Annotated in this window: 13 protein-coding genes and 1 pseudogene; 2 read left to right on the top strand and 12 right to left on the bottom strand. The window is 52.5% G+C overall.

Translation table 11 applies throughout. The features are described 5' to 3' along the window. From GEI7105_RS41220 to GEI7105_RS0102330, 6 genes and pseudogenes are all read right to left on the bottom strand, one after another. A pseudogene (locus GEI7105_RS41220) lies at positions 1–108 on the bottom strand (ISKra4 family transposase); the annotation flags it as partial. Between the two features lie 380 nt (positions 109–488). After that, positions 489–2,924 carry a GH116 family glycosyl hydrolase gene (locus GEI7105_RS0102350; protein ID WP_017658877.1) on the bottom strand — a complete coding sequence of 812 codons (2,436 nt, stop codon included), beginning with the start codon at positions 2,922–2,924 and terminating at the stop codon, positions 489–491. Positions 2,925–3,182: 258 nt separating this feature from the next. Beyond that, entirely contained in the window at positions 3,183–3,884 is a 702-nt protein-coding gene (locus tag GEI7105_RS28715; protein WP_144053643.1) for a hypothetical protein, read from the bottom strand. 426 nt (positions 3,885–4,310) lie between these two features. Beyond that, entirely contained in the window at positions 4,311–9,788 is a 5,478-nt protein-coding gene (locus GEI7105_RS0102335; protein WP_158413145.1) for a trifunctional serine/threonine-protein kinase/ATP-binding protein/sensor histidine kinase, read from the bottom strand. A gap of 56 nt (positions 9,789–9,844) precedes the next feature. After that, a complete protein-coding gene (locus GEI7105_RS36560; protein WP_144053642.1) occupies positions 9,845–10,081 on the bottom strand; it encodes a hypothetical protein in 237 nt (78 codons plus the stop codon). A 125-nt stretch (positions 10,082–10,206) separates the two neighbouring features. Next, positions 10,207–11,715, bottom strand: a complete 1,509-nt coding sequence (locus GEI7105_RS0102330) for a SagB/ThcOx family dehydrogenase (protein ID WP_017658873.1) — start codon at positions 11,713–11,715, stop codon at positions 10,207–10,209. 255 nt (positions 11,716–11,970) lie between these two features. Here GEI7105_RS0102330 and GEI7105_RS0102325 point away from each other — a divergent pair, with 255 nt between their 5' ends. Then, on the top strand, positions 11,971–12,558 hold the full coding sequence (locus GEI7105_RS0102325; protein WP_017658872.1) for a pentapeptide repeat-containing protein: 588 nt from the start codon (positions 11,971–11,973) through the stop codon (positions 12,556–12,558). Positions 12,559–12,649: 91 nt separating this feature from the next. On the opposite strand, the gene GEI7105_RS0102320 is transcribed toward GEI7105_RS0102325, so the two are convergent. Then, positions 12,650–13,156, bottom strand: coding sequence for a DUF4214 domain-containing protein (locus GEI7105_RS0102320; protein WP_017658871.1), 507 nt, complete (start codon positions 13,154–13,156; stop codon positions 12,650–12,652). A gap of 46 nt (positions 13,157–13,202) precedes the next feature. Here GEI7105_RS0102320 and GEI7105_RS0102315 point away from each other — a divergent pair, with 46 nt between their 5' ends. Further along, the gene (locus tag GEI7105_RS0102315) at positions 13,203–14,015 is read left to right on the top strand and encodes a carbon-nitrogen hydrolase family protein (RefSeq protein ID WP_017658870.1); all 813 of its coding nucleotides are present in this window, start codon (positions 13,203–13,205) and stop codon (positions 14,013–14,015) included. 124 nt (positions 14,016–14,139) lie between these two features. Here the strand turns inward: GEI7105_RS0102315 and GEI7105_RS0102310 are convergent, their stop codons facing one another. From GEI7105_RS0102310 to GEI7105_RS0102290, 5 genes are all read right to left on the bottom strand, one after another. Continuing rightward, positions 14,140–14,769 (bottom strand): L,D-transpeptidase, encoded by a 630-nt coding sequence (locus GEI7105_RS0102310; RefSeq protein ID WP_017658869.1) that lies wholly within the window; start codon positions 14,767–14,769, stop codon positions 14,140–14,142. A gap of 94 nt (positions 14,770–14,863) precedes the next feature. After that, positions 14,864–15,202 (bottom strand): hypothetical protein, encoded by a 339-nt coding sequence (locus GEI7105_RS0102305; protein WP_017658868.1) that lies wholly within the window; start codon positions 15,200–15,202, stop codon positions 14,864–14,866. 222 nt (positions 15,203–15,424) lie between these two features. After that, positions 15,425–16,711 carry an aminopeptidase P N-terminal domain-containing protein gene (locus GEI7105_RS0102300; protein ID WP_017658867.1) on the bottom strand — a complete coding sequence of 429 codons (1,287 nt, stop codon included), beginning with the start codon at positions 16,709–16,711 and terminating at the stop codon, positions 15,425–15,427. Then, positions 16,659–17,513, bottom strand: a complete 855-nt coding sequence (locus GEI7105_RS0102295) for an MBL fold metallo-hydrolase (protein ID WP_017658866.1) — start codon at positions 17,511–17,513, stop codon at positions 16,659–16,661. Before GEI7105_RS0102295 ends, GEI7105_RS0102300 begins: the two co-directional genes overlap by 53 nt. Continuing rightward, on the bottom strand, positions 17,513–18,127 hold the full coding sequence (locus tag GEI7105_RS0102290; RefSeq protein WP_017658865.1) for an anthranilate synthase component II: 615 nt from the start codon (positions 18,125–18,127) through the stop codon (positions 17,513–17,515). Before GEI7105_RS0102290 ends, GEI7105_RS0102295 begins: the two co-directional genes overlap by 1 nt. Positions 18,128–18,247 lie beyond the last annotated feature (120 nt).

The following is an 18,247-nucleotide window of genomic DNA, read 5'->3' as shown; positions in this document are numbered from 1 at the left end:
GCCCGTTAAGACCTCAAGATCTTGAGCCGCCCGCTCGTAGGAGGAGTTGGCGCTCAGGAGTAAACAGCATTTCTCCAGCTCGGGACTCCATCGACTGTGTGCTTTGACCTCTAGCTTCTGGGCTTGTGGCTCGCTCAGACTCAAGCGACCGAGTAAGACTTTTTACCGTCCGTTTTCTTCCGCCTTGGCTGCCGCTGTCTGTTTTAGGATAAAAATTTCCCACTTCTGGGCTAACGTGTTCTAATAGCTGATGACGGACGGTTTTTTCGATGCCAGATAGGGTTTGAATCTCTTCTGGGTCACTTCCTTCGTAGAGTAGAGCGGCAATCGCTCGAGCGTGAGCTTGAATTTGGCGACGTTTTTCAGCATCCATGAGCTAGGCTTGACTCCGACTTGGGCAACTCCTTTTAGCTTAACTCCCTTCTCTCAAACCGCTCTAAGTACTCTTACTCATTGCAAAACTGGGATGCACCCTTTTTATACTGAATTTATCCCTTTTTCAACATCATAAACAGCCCCCAAATTGCCATCGCCCGTAAATAGTGACCCGCTCGAAAAGTACGGGCAGCGGTAATCGCTTCCGGGGTGCGGAATTGCAAACCACCTTCATAAATTTGGCGAACCACAGATTCCGTCATGGCTAACGCTTCCTTTTGCATTCCCATTAACACCATAAACGCGGCGAGACCGAAATTAATTCCCGTCCAAACCTCTAACGGATGAGTGGCGTTGGGATCTTCCGGCGAACCATCTGGCATCACGCCGTTAGCCGCCCCGATCGCAACCGTTCGATTGGCGTTAAACTGCACAAAACAACTGTCGTAAACCGTTCGCAACGCCACTAAAGCGCAGTTGTGGGGAACGATATCGTCTAAATCCAACAATTGCGCGTAAAACTGCCCGCAAAGCTGATCCGCCATCACCACATCCGAACCGCTTTCACTGTCGAGGCGGTAATAACTGCCGTTCCAGAGAGTGTTGTGATACAGGGGTTTTGCCTGTTCCAACCACGCACGATAAACCGGTAACAGTTCCTCGGGAGGGGGAACGTTGGCACGAGAATTACTGGCATTCCATTGCGGCGGCGAAGCTTTCAACACTTCCCCAATCGCGATCGCCGCCTGCAACGCCGCCAACCACAAGCCGCCGCAATAGGCACTAATCCCCTTCAACCGCCAATCGTCGAACGTCTGATCCGGTGCGCCGCCGTTTTCAGGAATTCCATCGCCGTCTTTATCGAATTCCTTCAAATATGCCAGGGTTTGCACGATCGCACCCCAACACTCCCGCAAAAACTCCACATCGTCGCCACCCGTAAACCGGAAATCCCGATACACCTGCAACACGAAATCGCAGGGCAAATCCTTCCACAAATTACAATCCTGATAGCTGGTGTAATTCGTCTGTATCCAAGGATGCTCGTTGGCTGCCCCCAAATCGTGCGGCGTTGCCCCCGCTGCTTTGCGAATCGCCGAGGCACCGTTGTAACCGATGACACGAGGCGTCTTGTCGGCGGTGGGAATTGCCCGCGCGAAACCGCGCAAAACTGACTTTTCTAACTCCGGCCACAACTGCAACAGGGCAAAAGAGCCGTACAGCCGCACGTCTAAACTTTCATACCAGCGATAATCGAAACTTTCCAACACCCCAAAGCGGCCTTTCGGTTCCTCCTCGTCCGCCGCCGTCCACAAACTCCCGCCGCTGCTGAGATCGTAGAGTTCGTTAAACAACGCCATCTCGAACCAATCCGGCAAACTCTCGTCCTCGAGAATCGGCTGTTGCCAGTCTACGATCGCCTCTTTCCACATATCCGAATGCTTCAACGCCGTCCGTACCATCGACCAAGCGTTACGACCGCTGCGTCCGAAAAAGTCCGTATAGCGTCGATAAGCTTGAATTCCAGCGGCGAATTCCGTAATTGGGAAATCCCACGCCAAAATAAAAGGAATTTTCCGAGTGCGGCCGGGACGGACGGTGAAGCGAACCGCGATCGCCCCCGCAATGCGATCGCCCAGTTTCGCCGGGGTTTCATCTTCCTCGTTGCAGAGAGTTCCGTCGCTGGCGAAGCTGTTCCACACTTCTCCACCGTCGCCGACGGGGTTCCAGCGGGTGTGGTAGGTGACTTCCACAGCGGGATTAGTGACGGTGGCCAACACCAGTTGTCCCTGTCCCTCTTCCGTGGCGTCGAGTCCGATGTCACCACTGTTCATCAAACAACCCAACCGGGAAAAATCCTCGATCCAACGGTTGAAATTCCCCCCACTCTCGCCCCAGCGGGGTTTATAGTCGTAGACGGGGCTTCCGTCGTCGCGCACTCGCACTTCCGGGGATTTCAGGGTGTTGGTAAACCATCCGGCGATGTTTTCCCAAGTTAAGAGGATGCTGAGGGTAATCGGTTCGTCAGTGGGGTTGTGGGCCGTCCACTCGAAAATTGCTAGGGGATAGCTGGTTTCTTGGTAGTTGTGGGGAACGATGGGAGAAAACTGTTCGCAGGTAAGAATAGTATCGAAAACGTTTTCGTAAACGAACCAACTGCGAGGGTAGAGAGCGCGATAGGTGGCGGTGTTTTTACCGTCTTGCGTCTGTTTGGGGTAGTAACTCCAGGCGCTAAGGCTCCCGTCTTCTGGGAATTCTGGACTGAGTGCGAAGGCTTGACTTTTGCCGTTGCTCTCTTCATAAACAGAGAACTGACAAGCAGGTAAGTTTTGGAATATATGTTCGCCGCCGTCGAGATGCCAGAGGTTAAACTCTCCTCGGGGCGATCGCCCAATGCAGCCCGCCCCAAAGCCACCGAGGGGCATTCCGTGGTCGGGGCCGTCGTCGAGATTGCTTTGATAGCGAACGGTATAGGGATCGTCCCACTCGCGATCGAACGTCCAGTTCCAAGTTTGGGCGGGAATAGGAGGACGTGGAGAGTTCAGCATCTGTAGGGAATGGATAATTGATAATTGATAATGGAGGGTTTTTTATTATCGCCTTTTTTCAGCCACCCGTGAAGACAGCCCGTTATCAGTTTAAAGGTGGGACACCGGCGAAATGCACTGAAGCCTTTCCGTCTCGTTGAGTTGGTATTCGCGATCGCCGGAAACAGCGATCGCGATCGAAACCGTATTTCTGCGTACTCTTAGAGATACCAGATTTCTAACAATTTACAGTTTTGAGATATACCCAACTACGCATCCTCAAAGGCGGTTAAAGGCTACTCCTAACGGCTTCTGAGGGACTTCCAAATCAATCGGATCTACAGGTTCTGTATCTTTCCATTCATCGATGAGATTGTTTACCCTTTGCCAGAGAGCCGGATCGAGGGCTTGACTGTACGCAACATATTTAGGATCGGGAACAAAAACCAGAAGGTTAAACGTATCGAAAAATGGCAAAAGTTTGAAGGCAAAAGGGCGAGATTTCGTGTCGAATTCCACCGCATTCGGAGCAAAACGAACAGACTGAATGTCATCGGGACTCAAATCATATTCATAGCGTAGAAGATAATGTAAACGGTTGTTACCGCTGAATATTTCCTCGACAACTTCGCGAGATTGGCTCAAGGATTTGCAACTACCAGGATAGGAGTACAGAGTAAAGCCCATTGCACCGCTGAGGGCCAGTTGGCGATAGCGATTGGTCTTAGAGGGGTCTGATTTCACAATGCTCGCAGCCCCGATGCTATCACCCTGTAGCTCGTAGACGACAGCATCGTTCGCCGGGACATCGATTTCAATCGTGATTTTTGGCGAACGATCCGGTTTGTAAGCCAAGGTGTGCGTCCCAAATGGAACACAGTCAAAGCCTCGAAATCCCGCTTGGGATTCTACAACCATACCGTCGATCGTCAGGGTTTTACCGATAAAGTCTAGCAAAACTAAATATCCATGTCTGACCATAGGATAACTCCTCCAAAATGAGGCTGTTCTTGGCAGCCGCTATCAATCTTTCTATTCCATGTTACAACAGGCAAAAGCGCTTAAACTTGCGCTTTGAAAGAGGATTTTAAACTGTGTTTTTATTTTTTGATAAATTTAGATCTGTCGGACTGATGATAAAAATTAGGGGGATATCGATCGCAACTCTTAAGCGATCGCATGATATTTTGTATAGAACAGGGGTTCTACCTATCTAAAAAGCCGATCGCCGTTGCATTAATATAACTACGATCGCCTATTAATTCTTTGAGATATCAGCAAATATAAAAGTGACCGATGAGTTTTCATCGATTCCAACATAATAAAAAAAATTGGAACCCTTTATCTCGATTCCCCGTTCCCCGTTCCCCGTTCCCGATTCCCCGTTCCCTTTTCCCCACCGCCCCCTCACTCCATCTCCTTCGGCGAAACGGGAATTTCGATCGCGAATGTCGTCCCTTGTCCGGGGACAGACTCGCAATGAAGGCGACCGCCGTGTTTTTCCACAACAATTTGATAGCTAATTGCCAAACCCAACCCCGTCCCTTTTCCCACCGGTTTAGTCGTGAAAAACGGATCGAACAGGCGATTTTTGACAGCCTCGTCCATACCGCAACCGTTATCAGAAATAGCAATCACTACCCTACGACCAGCCTGGCATTCAGTACGAACGGTAATCTTCGGCGGTTCCTCGGGTTCGAGTTCGAGGCGTCTGGCTTCGAGAGCGTCGCAGCTATTTCCGATAATATTCATAAACACTTGATTGAGTTGGCTGGCGTAGCAAACGACTTTAGGGAGATCGCTATAGTGACGTTCGATGGCAATTTCCCGACGCTGTCCTTCCTGTTTGAAGCGAGACTGCAAAATCAAGAAAGTACTGTCGAGGCCGTCGTGGAGGTGAACCGGTTTCATCTCCGCTTCGTCGAGGCGGGAGAAGTTACGCAGAGACACGACGATTTCGCGAATGCGATCGGCCCCAATTTGCATTGAATCGAGAAGTCGCCGAACGTCGTCCGCAATAAACTCGAGGTCGATTTCTTCTCGTTTTTCGGCGATCGCTGCGGTGGGATCGGGATACTCTCGCTCGTAGGTGGTGATGAGATCGAGGAGATCGCGAACGTACTCCTGGGCGGGGTTCAGATTACTATAAATAAATCCGATGGGGTTGTTAATTTCGTGGGCGACACCTGCCACCAATTGCCCCAAACTCGACATTTTCTCCGTTTGAATGAGTTGAGCTTGCGTCCGTTGCAGTTTGTCGAGGGTTTGTTCGAGAAAAATATTTTTCTGTTGCAGTTCTTGAGTGCGATCGCTGACTTTACGTTCGAGAGAAGTGTAGAGTAACGCGTTGTCGAGGGCGATCGCCGCTTGCGCCGACAGAACCCGCAACAGTTCGATACGTGAGGGCGTAAACGCATTGGCGATGAGCGTGTTTTCGAGATACAAAATCCCGATGAGCTTGCCGCTGTGGAGAATTGGCATCCCCAACAAAGACTGTACGTCGTAATGAGTCACATAGGAATCGTTGGCAAAGCGACTGTCTTGACTGACTTCGTTGACGATCGCGTCAGAACCCGTGCGATCGACGTAGTGAATCGCACTGAGAGGAACGCGACCCTCGGGAGGTTTGGCTTGCAACACCGTCACCTCCTCGTCATCGATGCTGGCCTCGGCTTCGATGACGAACGATCGCTCCTCTGAAGCGTTCGGATCTATCGGTAACAGCAAACAGCCCTTACTCGCCCCGGCGTTTTCGATCGCGATCCGCAGCAGCGTCGCCAAGAACTTATCGAGTACGATTTCGCTGACGATCGCTCGAGTCACTTTGAGCAGAGAGGCCGTATCCAACGATTGAGTCGCATCGTTCGTCGATCGCGCTGAAACCGTCGTCGCGCGTTGACCGGACGTCGCGAACAACAGATCGCAGTGTTGGCGTTCTAGGGCCGCCACTTTCGCCCCAGCTCCCCAGATCTGATAATAATACCGCGCTTTTTTGAAATACAATTGCGCGAAATCTTCCTTTTCTAACCTCAGCCAAAAACGGGCGGCCAGCTCGCATCCCAAGGCGGCGTTTTGAACGAATTCCCCATCCCAAGCTTCTTCGATGGCGCTATCGTAAAGGTCGATGGTCTCGAAAGACGCCCCGTCGAGGCGCGATCGCTCGGCTTCGACGAGTAAGTATTGATGCTGAAAGTTTTCGGGACAGTGGCTCGACCAGCGTTCGAGTTGCGCTTGATTGCGTTGCAAGATCGAGCGATAGCGCTCTTGTTGCCGCACGTCGAACCCGTCCCAAGCCGCAGCGATCGCCAGAGAGTAATAAAAGTTATGTTCGGCGATATGAACGTATCCTGGGATACATTCGAGAAGGTCGAGGGCAATTTCAGCCGCCTCGAGCGCCTCGTGAGGGCGACCTTCGAGGAGAGCGATTTGGCTTTGTAAAATGCGGTAAGTACAGAGCGCAAACCCACTCTGATGGCTTTGGCAAGTATCGAGATATTCCGTTTCCGTAGGAAGTTGCGCCTGCGACCCCTCCGAACTCGTCTCGTCTGAGATCAGTCGCACCGTCGCCAGTTTAATGCCCAGCAGCGTATCGGCAGTCACTTGGTTATGGGTAGTGTGGGCGAATTTCAAAAACAAATCGAGCCGTTTTAACAGATCCGATAACGGCATCGCCCGATAAAATTTGTTGATGGCGCGACCGTGTAACAAATATCCCGCGTACTGTAGCTCGCCGCCGTCGAGTCCAGCTTGATAGCCCGCATCGCCGATGGCCTGGGACGAGCGCAGGGGTTCGACCCAATGGTGAATGCAACTGTAATACACGTGATACGCCTTACATTGGTATGTGAGGTTGCCGAACCGCTCGGCAGTTTCCATCGCCAAACGTCCGAATTGGTAAGCGAGGCGATAGTCCTCAAACGCCGTGACCAGAAGAATGCCGTAAAACGCGAATCCCGTCGAGGATTCAGCCGCCAGACCGTACTGGAGAGACAGGTTCGTCAGTTCGACGGCGATCGCGGCCATCAAACGGCGATCGCTGATGTAGGTTGGCGGTAGCAGTTTGTCGAGGAGTCGCAACGCCACTCGAACCGTTTCGTCGGCGATCTCCGGTTCGCGAACGATGTCGGCGACCCTGCGGTTTTGCAAGCTGGCGTTGACCCGTTCGACTTCCGCCGTTAACGCCGCCTCCAGATTCTGTTGGGGGAGATCGATGCCGAGCGATCGCAGTGCGTCCCGGCCGATCTCGATGGCGCGATCGTACTGCCCTTCTAGGGTGGTTTGGACGATCGCGATCGCCTGAATTTTCGCTTTATCGAGGGGCGATCGCACGCGAGCGACGATCGTGTCGATAAGATCGCTCGACGCCTCGAAATTGCCGTTGAGATATTCCGCTTGCGCCAACTGCGCGTACAGCTCGAGTGTGAGGTCGTAGTCACTATCCCAACACGCCTGCGTCATACAAGCAATCCCCGATCGCAAGTACTGACAGGCGGCACTGTACGCCGTTGCCTCTAACGCTCGGTCTCCCGCCTTGCTGTTCAGTTCGGCCAGACGGCGGCGTTCGCTCGGATCGTCGATAAGCTCGAGAGCCACGTTAAAGCGATCGACGATTTCAAAAATGCGGTCTTCCCGTTCTTCAGGAGATAGCGTCTCGCACAGCATCCGTCCCAAGCGCAAATTGAGCTGTTGCTGGCGTTGCCAATCGACTTGAGAGATAGCCGCCTGTTGAATGCGATCGTGGAGAAATTTAAACTGAAAGGCATCGGCGCGATCGACCAGGCTGTTATCGCCAACGATCTCGGCGACCGAGATTTGCACGATCGGGCCGGCATCGATCGCGTCGCCGAGGTTCTCATAGGTCTCTATCGGAGACTGTTCGGCCAAACACGAGAGGGTTGCGAGATCGAAGCGGTTGCCGATGCAGGCTGCCAGTTGTAGCAAGCGTTGAGTCGCAGGCGGTAAAAAGCGCACGTTCGAGAGGGTCAGTTCCACCACGTTTTCAGTGATATCCCGTTCCTCAATGCGATCGAGATGCCACTGCCACTGTCCCCGACTGACGTTAAACACCAGGAGCTGTTCGCGGTGCAGAGCCTGTAAGAACTGACGGATAAAAAACGGATTGCCTCGAGTTTTCCGACACACCAACCGAGCTAAAGAACGCACCTCGGGAACCGTCCGGCGTAAAGTATCGCAGAGCAGACAAGCCACCTGCGCCTCACTGAGAGGATGCAAAGCAATCCAATTGACGATCGCGCCGCGTTCTTCAATTTCCGCCAAGGTCACGGCCAGCGCATCAGACGTCTTGACTTCGTTATCTCGATAAGCCCCAACCACGAACAAATAGCGATCGTCTTCATCCGTAACGACAGATTCGATCAGTTTCAGCGTCGCCCGGTCGGCCCACTGTAAATCGTCGAGAAACAACACGAGCGGATGTTCCTTGCGGCAAAACAGGCGCACGAACTTTTGAAACGCCAAGCGAAAGCGGTTTTGAACTTCCGTAGGGTCGAGATCCCCCAACGGAGGCAGTTCGCCGACGATCGCTTTCAGTTCGGGAATCGCATCGACCACGAGGCGGGCGTTGGGATCGAGGGCCTCTTGAATTTGCTGTTTCCACCGCTGGAGCCGCATCGGACTTTCCGCCAGCAGTTGTCGCACCAGAGCCGCCAGCGCCACCGCCAGAGCGCTATAAGGAACGTTACGCTGGAGTCGATCGAATTTTCCCGCCACGAAGTAACCCCGTCGGGCGGTTACGGGTTTTTGCAGTTCCGCCACGAGCGAAGATTTGCCGACACCGGAATAGCCCGACACCAGCATTAGCTCTCGCGAGCCGGCCGCGACGCGATCGAAAGCAGACAGGAGCGTGTGGAGTTCGGCTTCGCGGCCGTAAAGTTTGTCGGGAATTTGGAAAGTTTCCGCCGCATCGCAACGACCTAGCGGAAAGGCTTCGACAGTTCCCGTCGCACGCCACTGTTGCAAACAGGTTTCGAGGTCGGCAGCGATCCCTTGAGAACTTTGGTAGCGGTTCTCGGGAGATTTGGCTAACAGTTTGCTGACGATCGCGCTGAGGGGAGCGGGGAGGTCGGGATCGAGGTAGCTTAAGGGGGTCGGCGGTTTGGCAATGTGACAGTGAACCAGCTCCAGGTCGTCTTGTTTGGTGAAGGGAGGGCGGCCGGCGAACAGTTCGTACAGCGTCGCCCCGAGGGAGTAGAAGTCCGTGCGGTAATCGACGGGGCGGTTGGTGCGTCCGGTTTGTTCGGGCGACACATATGCCAGCGTACCTTCTAATCCTTGGGGACTCGACAGAACTGGGTTTTCGACTGCCGTTCGGCTCGAAATTCCAAAATCGATAATTTTGAGCTGTCCGGTGTCGCAGTTGTAGATAATATTTGCGGGGTTGATGTCTTTATGGATGATGTTTTCCCGATGAATTTCCGTCAGAGCGTTCGCAATTTTGACAGCAATTTCAATTCGGATATTGAAGGCAAGCTGACGGGTTTTTAGAAGCGTTTTGAGGCAAACGCCGCCAATATCTTCAAAAACGATAACGAGCGTGTTTTGGTAAGGGATTAACTCGTAGGCGCGAACGGTACTTTGAAGAGACAGCGATCGCACGATCTCGTATTCCTGCTTGTACCGTAAGAGTTCTCGAGCCGTGGGAAAATTTTGTTTGAGCTGTTTGAGAACGACGGGCTGGCGATCGCAGCGGCGCACCCCCCGAGACACCAAGGAGTGAGAGCTTTCGTAAATGCGATCGAAAATGTCGTACTCAGATAACACGTGAAGATAGTTGATAGTTAAGTCGTAGGGTGCGTGACTTGAAAAATCGGGTGTAAATCCGTAAGACCGATAACTCGTCACGCACCGCCAATGTACACCCCCCACAAACAAGGATGCGTGACTTGAAAAATCGGGTGTAAATCCGTAAGACCGATAAATCGTCACGCACCGCCAACGTACACCACCCACAAACAAGGATGCGTGACTTGAAAAATCGGGTGTAAATCCGTAGACCGATAAATCGTCACGCACCGCCAACGTACACCACCCACATACAAGGATGCGTGACTTGAAAGATCGGGTGTAAATTCGTAGACCGATAAATCGTTACGCACCGCCAACGTACACCACCCACTAAAAACCCTAAAACCATATTGCCAAACTTGTCGATTCGTCACACAGCTTTTACCGCGAACAGTGTTTTCAATCACCCGTCACCCGTGAAGACAGTCACCCGTCACCAGTCACCCCTTACCAGCGAAGACCGTTGATAGTTTCTCCCCTGCTCCCTGGCTTCCCCTCCTCACCTCCTCACCTGGGGTTGTCCGAGGGTCGTGAGGTATAGTACAGCTTCATCTTCAGGAATTCCGAGAATATCGTTGACGCGATCGTCGAAAAAGCCAGCAATGCCGCTGACGCCACAGTTGAGATAAATGGCGGCGAGATTGGTTCGCTGGCCGAGGTGGCCGGCATCGAGATGGAGGTAACGGTAGCATCGATCGCCGTATCGATCGACGGCTTTGGCTAAATCGGCTGTATGGAAGATGACAGCAGCCGCATCGCGTCCTAAATCTTGCCCCAAACACAAAAAATGAAGTTCTCGGCGAAAATTTTTAAAACGAATTTGTCGCAATTCTCGAGCGTTCGGTGCGTAGTAATAGCAGCCAGATTCTAACCCGTCAATGGCAGAAACGGCAACAAAGGTTTGGATCGACTCTAGATCGAAATAGTCGGGATCGTTATCTAAGCCGAATCCAACGTAATTCTCGGGATGATAGGTAAAATCGAGAATTGCTTTGAGGCGATCGAATTCCAAAGCCGCCCCGGTGTAAGCACGGGTCGAGCGACGTTTGAGAATCGTCGTTTCTAACCCGCTCAAATTGTTTTCCCAATCGATCGGCGGAGTCTCGACCGAGACTTTAGAACAGAAAGGAAAATTGTATTTGTCCGCTAAGGTGTCGGGATGGCGATCGGGGGTCGGGAGTTCGCTGTCGATACTGCTGGCTCGGTGGAGATAGTGCAGCAGAGAGCCGTCTTCTAACTCGGGATAGTCGCGATCGATTTTCGAGGGTAAGGCGGCCGGATAGTGAGGGAGATGTTGCTCGCGATCGCGCAAATCTGCCAGGGGAATCACAGCGATCGCCCCTTCTTCCTCGGGATCGAGGTACAGCAGTCGATCGACCGCCTCGTCGCAAAACCCGCCGATGAGATGGGGTCGGTAGTCAGTGAAGGCGGCGGCGAGTTCCAGATTGCCCAATACGTGACCGGTATCGAGGTGAATGCGACGGTAGGCGCGGTCTTGATATCGCCAAGCCGAACGGAAAAATACCGCCGTCGTGACGATCGCGAGTCGGGTTGTTTCTAAGGCGGGATGCCAAAAACAACTTTTTTGCAAGTCGTCCCAGGGGTTGCTGTCCCAAAAGCACAGAAGAGAGCGATCGCGACTTTGGTAGTTGTAGAGTCCTGGGGGAAGTTCGGAGGTGCCTCGCGAAATCAGATAGACTTCCGCTGGATACAGCCCCCCAGCCGACGGCGCAGCCCGCAACAGAACGTCGTCGTGGCTGAGTGTGGGAATGCGGGCAGTGACCCCGTAGGTGCAGTACAACAGTCGAGACAATCGTTGCCAGTTTTCCTCAGAGGCGTCGTCGTTCGAGTACGGTGTCATATCGATCGACGTACCGAGTTTGTAATCTTTGAACGGAACGGGAGGGCGATCCCAATCGATATTGGGAACCTTCTGACCGATCGTTTCGGGATGGTATTTCGTCCGTTCGTGATAGTGTTGGGCGATCGAATCGCGATGGATTGACATGAAAGCGCTATGGAGTGGCGACGACTTTTATCGATTTTGACATTTTGCTGGTTGAGAACGAAACGTGCTTCACACTTTTATGGCGCTTTTTATAATCACATTTGTGCTTTTTTGTCAAGATAAAATCGGGTATATTTTAAAGAAATTTAAGAGAATTTAAGGCGCTTTGCGATCGTTAAGTAACTCTTAAGTTTTATGAAGCTGACTTAATACATAGTTAAAATTTCTGGCCTGAATCGTTCTGTAAAACGAGACGTGACGATTTCGAACGAGCAGTTAGGCTGCCACAAATCTAGTCCCTTTTCCATGCGACGGGTACGCGCTCTAGACCTTCTCGCCGCCTATCGAAATGGCGATCGACACTTTCGCGATATTAACTTAAGCGAATCCAATTTATTTGCAGCCGATCTGCGCGATATCGACTTAACCGCAAGCGATCTCACGTCGGCTTATTTACCCTATGCCAACCTATCAAAAGCCTGTTTGTATCGTGTCTGCCTGTTCCAAGTCGAACTCGGCGACGCTACACTCTACCAAACCAACTTAACGGCAGCAGACTTACGGGGTGTCAACCTGACGCGAGCGAACTTGCGCGGGGCGAACTTGCGCGGGGCGAACTTGCGCGGGGCAAACTTGCAAGGTGCCGATTTATTCAACGCCGACTTAACCGAAAGCGATCTTCGCGATGCCGATTTCAGCCGTACCAACTTAGAGTTAGCCCGGTTTGTCGGGGCGGACGTGCGCGGTAGCAACTTTTTCCGTTCTCGGGATTTAGACCTAACCGGCGCTCGAGGAGATTCGACCACCGTACAACCCGACGGATACCGATCGAACTTTCCTTAAGAGCCGAACTTCCTAGCGTCCTTGCAAGCCACGGAAGAAATGTCTCCGAACTGAAAACTGTCTTCACGGGTAACTGGTGACTGGTGACTGCTTACTGAATGAGAGTGTCCTCACCCGTTACGATTTCGCGGTAAACATCTCGCAGCGTTGCCCCCTCAGTTAACTTGTCTCGCCAAATCTCCAAACTGCGATCGTCGATGTTTCGTCCCAACAAATCTCGATAAATATCGTTGAGGCGTTGTTGGGTTTCCTCGCTATCAGCGACAGCACGACGCACCTGGGCCACAGCGGTTCCGGAAACGATCGCGTCTCCCCATCGCTGCAAATCCGCCGCCTCGGCCGCTCGTCCGAGAACCTCGCGATAAATTCGATCGATATCGTCGTAATAGTCCGAGGGCTGGTCTGGCGTGCGGTTGCGAATATAACTTTGCCAGTCAAATTCGGAGTATGGCTGGTTATAATACCGTAGCCAATCTCGATCGAGACACAAGACGAAACCCTCTTCTTGCTGGCATCGAGCCTGGGTTCGTCCCGGTGTCGCACTGCTGGCGATAAGCCCCAGGGTGGCAACGCTCCACAGGAGCCATTTCGTCAACATCAGCACCTCCAGCGTTCGAGATCGATCGTCGTTTCTAGGGAAATCCATGAAGTCATACCTTGCTGCGGCAATTCAAATGACCAGCGTGCCGAACTTGGAGAAAAATTTGGCACAAGCAGAAGAACTTATCGATTTAGCAGCCCGTCGCGGTGCGGAATTAGTGGGACTGCCAGAGAACTTTTCGTTTTTGGGTGAAGAATCCGACAAGATCGCCCAAGCCGAAACCATTGCCAAAGCCAGCGTTGCGTTTCTCAAAACCATGGCGCAACGCTATCAAGTCACGATTTTAGGGGGAGGGTTTCCCGTTCCCGTCAACGGCAAGCAAGTCTACAACACGGCGCTATTAGTCGATGCCAGCGGCACAGAACTGGCTCGCTACCACAAGGTTCATCTGTTCGATGTTAACTTACCCGACGGTAACACCTATGAAGAGTCCAGCACGGTACAAGCGGGGACTCAACTGCCGCCAGTCTACACTTCCGACACCTTGGGCCACTTAGGCTTGTCGGTGTGTTACGACGTTCGTTTTCCAGAACTGTACCGCCATTTATCTTTAAACGGGGCAGATTTACTGTTCGTTCCGGCAGCCTTTACCGCCTACACGGGGAAAGATCACTGGCAAGTGTTATTACAGGCGCGGGCGATCGAAAACACCTGTTACGTCCTAGCGCCCGCTCAAACCGGCCGTCATTACGGATTGCGCCATTCCCACGGTCATGCAGCCATTATCGACCCTTGGGGAACCGTTCTCTCCGATGCGGGAACGAAAATCGGCGTGGCGATCGCAGAAATCAACCCCCAACGCCTCGAACAAGTCCGCAGTCAAATGCCCTCGTTGAAACATCGGGTGTTTGCCTAATTTTGGAGTAGGGAAGCTTCTTCAGGAAAGAGGAAAGAGGGAAGAGACTGCTACCTGTTCACTGTTGTTACGGGTAACTGGTGACTGGTAACTGGTAACTGTTCTCTCACCTCCTCACCTGCAATTACGGAACGACCACGACGGGCGTACCGGGATTGACTTTTTCGTACATCGCCAAAATGTCTTCGTTCCGCATCCGAACGCAGCCGTGAGAGACGGCCTGGCCGATCAGTTCTTCGTTAGGGGTTCCGTGGAACGCCACCCAGTCATCGCCGAGTTCGTGGAATACGATGACCGCACGTCCGATCGGGCTGCTCGGACCGGGGGGAATGAGTTCTCCCGTCCAGGGATTTTCCCACGTCGGATCGACGGCCATGTGCATCACCTGGAATTCGCCGACCGGCGTTTCCCAACCCGGCTTACCTATGGCGACCGGATAGCTGGTTTCGACTTTGTCGTCGAGATATACATAGACTCGGCGTTCGCTGAGATTCAATTCGATCCGAGCGACGGGTTTGTTTTGAGGTGCAGTCGGCCGGTCGAGTTCGCCTTCTGGGATGACCTCTTCCGGGGGTAAAAATTCTTCCGGCGCGCCGAGGGGAGGTAGCTGTAAGCTGGGGTCTTGCATTCGATACGCCATCGAGTCTTGAGACGCCATCGCTGCTCCCTGGCTGACGGCGAACAGAACGGCGACACTCGATCCGATCGTGCCTAGGCTGCGAGATAGCCAGGTGCGGTTACGCCCTACCGTCATATTTCCAAATCTCCTCACTGTGAACGAGCTTCGTCGAGATATCTACTTATTTTTCTACACATTTTATACGACGATTTCCGTAGCGTGGTTTTTCTTACTGGCAGTAGCGCAGAGTCGAGAGGTCGGTGGCGGGGTCGAAAGCGAGGATATAGCCGCGATTTCCGATACTATCGACGATTTCGTGCCAGGTGCGAACGTCGCCGTCTACGCCGGGAACGTTCGCCCGAACGAGATGGATTTGCTCGGTGTCGAATACGGGGGCGATCGCGGTGTCGTTGTCGGCGTAAGAAATCGGACGCGGATAGAGGTACAGGGTACTCTCCGGTGTGAGGGCGATCGTCCGACAGGTTTCTCCGGCTCCGTCGCCGATGCGTTGCGCGAGTTCTGTGGTTGGGGAAATGGTGAGGCTTAAACTGGCTAAAATTGATAACATTAAAACTTATTTTTCATGAAAAAGAGTAGGTCTTAAGAAGATCGAACAACAAATAAGTTAATAGATTTTTGGGTTGAATTGAATTTACGAAACTCGACAGCAACAAAAATCAAAAATAAATTATTTGTTGTGTTAGATTTTCTCGAGACGAGCTTATAAATTCACCACAGAGACACAGAGGACACAGAGAAATAAGAAGGTGGGCGATGCCCACCCTACAAACTACTTTGAAACTCCTTCAGTTAAAACTTCACAGACCTCTTCTGTCACTAATACGTCGTCTTCAATCCGAACCCCGATTCCGTGCCATTTCGCATCGACTTCGGGCTGTCCTTCAACGGGTTTAATGTAGGGAGAAATATAAATTCCCGGTTCCACTGTCAACACGTTCCCCGGTTGCAAAATCTGCCAGCTTTCTTCACCCTGTTTGTACGTTCCGACATCGTGAACGTCTAAGCCCAACCAATGCCCAGTTTTGTGCATATAAAAAGGCTTGTATTTTTCTTCTTCGATAATCTCGTCGATGTCTCCCGACAATAAGCCGAGATCGAGCAAGCCTTCGACGATAACCCGTACCGCTACATCGTGGTATTCGTTGTACGGAACGCCCGGTAACACGCAGGCGATCGCCTGTTTTTGGGCTTCTAAAACGATGTCATAAATGGCTTGCTGTTCCGGTGTAAATTCGCCGCCGACGGAAAACGTCCGGGTAATATCCGAGTTGTAATAACTGTAAGAACAACCCGCATCGATCAGTAACAAATCGCCTTCTTCCATCTGGCGGCGGTTTTCCACGTAATGCAAAATACAGGCGTTTCCCCCCGAGGCGACAATGGACGGATACGCCGGAGAACCGCCGTGAAGGGCAAAAACTCGCTCCATTTCCGCCTGCACTTCGTACTCGTACCGCCCCGGTTTCGCCACGTCCATCGCTAGATTGTGGGCGTCAACGGCAATTTTCGCCGCTTTTCGCATCAAATCTAACTCTTCCGGGGTTTTCACTAACCGCATCGAATGAAGGAGTGGGCTAGGATCTTCCAACGCCACAGGGCCAGTTCCCCGTTTGGGATAAGTGGCTAACAGCTTACGCCAATGTTGGATGACGCAGTTGTTGAATTCTTCGTCTCGTCCGAGGCGATAGTAAATTCGGTCTGCGTTTTGCAGGTATTCCGGTAGTTTCTCGTCTAATTCATCGATGGAAAACGCTTCGTCTGCCCCGTATTTCTCCTTGGCTGCATCGACGCCAGTACGATAGCCCGTCCAGATTTCTTTTTCTAAATCCTTGGGTTCGACGAACAAGACGAATTGATGTTCTTCGTGGTGGGGGGCGAATACTGCGACGGCATTCGGTTCGTTAAACCCCGTTAAATAAAAGAAATCGCTATCTTGTCGAAACGCATATTCAACGTCGTTGTGCATCACCGCCATCGGTGCGCTGCGGAAGATAGCCGTTCCGCTATTTAGTTTTTCGAGAAGGGCGTTGCGGCGTTGGACGTACAGGTGCTGCATCGGCTTGGGATTGTGAGAATGGCGTGTTAATGGGAGGAGTCAAGACGCGGATAACGGTGTCGCGTTGAGGTAAATCGCTGGCATTTAACGCGATACGGTTGCTCTCGGCGACGCGAATTTCCGTGCCTTCCATTAAGTTTAAGAAATTTTCTAACGGTTCGATGTCACAGGCGTTGTCGTCCGCCGCCGCCGTTCGGTAGTGGGTGGGAATCACCAATCGCGGGTTGAGAACGGACACGGCTTGTTTGGCTTCTTCGGCCGTGTAGGCTTTCTCGCTTCCGCCAACGGGAATTAAGGCGATGTCGGGGCGTCCGATGAGGATGCGCTGTTCGACATCGATGGGGGCGGCTGCACCGCCGAGGTGGGCGATTTTGAGTCCCCCTTGCTGCCACGTCCAAATGACGTTGGTGCCGAAACGGTTTCCACCGATGCGATCGTGGGGAATGGGAATGCCTTCAAAGGTCATTCCCTGCACCTCGAAAATTCCCGACTCGAAGAGAAGTTTGGATTCGGGGACGGTATCGACAGCCCCTTCGTCGAGGAGAAAGCTGCTGACCAAGACTAAGTCGGCGTCGTCGATGTTGGGTTCTGGGTAGCCTGCGGTACAGCCGAGGGTACGGAAGGGATTGGCGAGGATTCGGCGATCGCTTCCGGTAAAGCGAAAGCAGGTATGACCGAGATATTCGATTTCTAAACTTGCCGCAGATTGCGCGACGCTGGGAGATTTCGATCCCCACCATCCCGTTGTCGCTGTTGCGATCGCTCCTAATTGTAGGTAGCGAATCAGTTCTCGCCGTTTCATTATGCGTGTACAGTCGCCTTTAAACTCGTTAGACTCGTTAAAAAGTTATGCAACAGCGCTTTACCCGATCCGGTCAAAATGCTTTCCGGGTGGAACTGTACCCCTTGAATGTGGGGATAGTCGCGGTGTCGCACGCCCATGATCGTACCGTCGTCTACCCAGGCAGTGATTTCTAGCACGTCGGGGCAGGTGGCGCGATCGATAACCAGACTATGATACCGGGTTGCGGTAAAGGGATTCTCGAGTCCGGCAAAAACGCCCGCGTCGGTATGGTGGATTTCGGAGGTTTTCCCGTGCATGAGTTCGGGGGCGGACACCACTTCACCGCCAAAAACTTGTCCGATCGCTTGATGTCCGAGACAAACGCCCAAAATCGGCATCGTCGATCCCAATTCGCGAATAATGTCGATCGAAATTCCCGCGTCTTCGGGACGACCTGGCCCCGGCGAAATGACGATACCTTTGGGGTCGAGTCGGCGAATCTCTTCGAGGGTGATGCGATCGTTGCGATACACCTGAATTTCGGACGCCACAGGGACGGTTTGACCCAGTTCGCCCAGATATTGCACCAGGTTGTAAGTAAAGCTGTCGTAGTTATCGATGACGAGAATCATGTCTTTCTTTGAGAAAGGGAGAGGGGGAGAGGGGGAGAGGGGGAGAAAGGGAGAGGGGGAGAAAGGGAGAGGGGGAGAAAGGGAGAGGGGGAGAAAGGGAGAGGGGGAGAAAGGGAGAGG

This window comes from Baaleninema simplex PCC 7105 (assembly GCF_000332355.1).
Taxonomy (GTDB): domain Bacteria; phylum Cyanobacteriota; class Cyanobacteriia; order Cyanobacteriales; family Geitlerinemataceae; genus Baaleninema; species Baaleninema simplex.
This window is presented reverse-complemented; position numbering and strand designations above follow the sequence as displayed.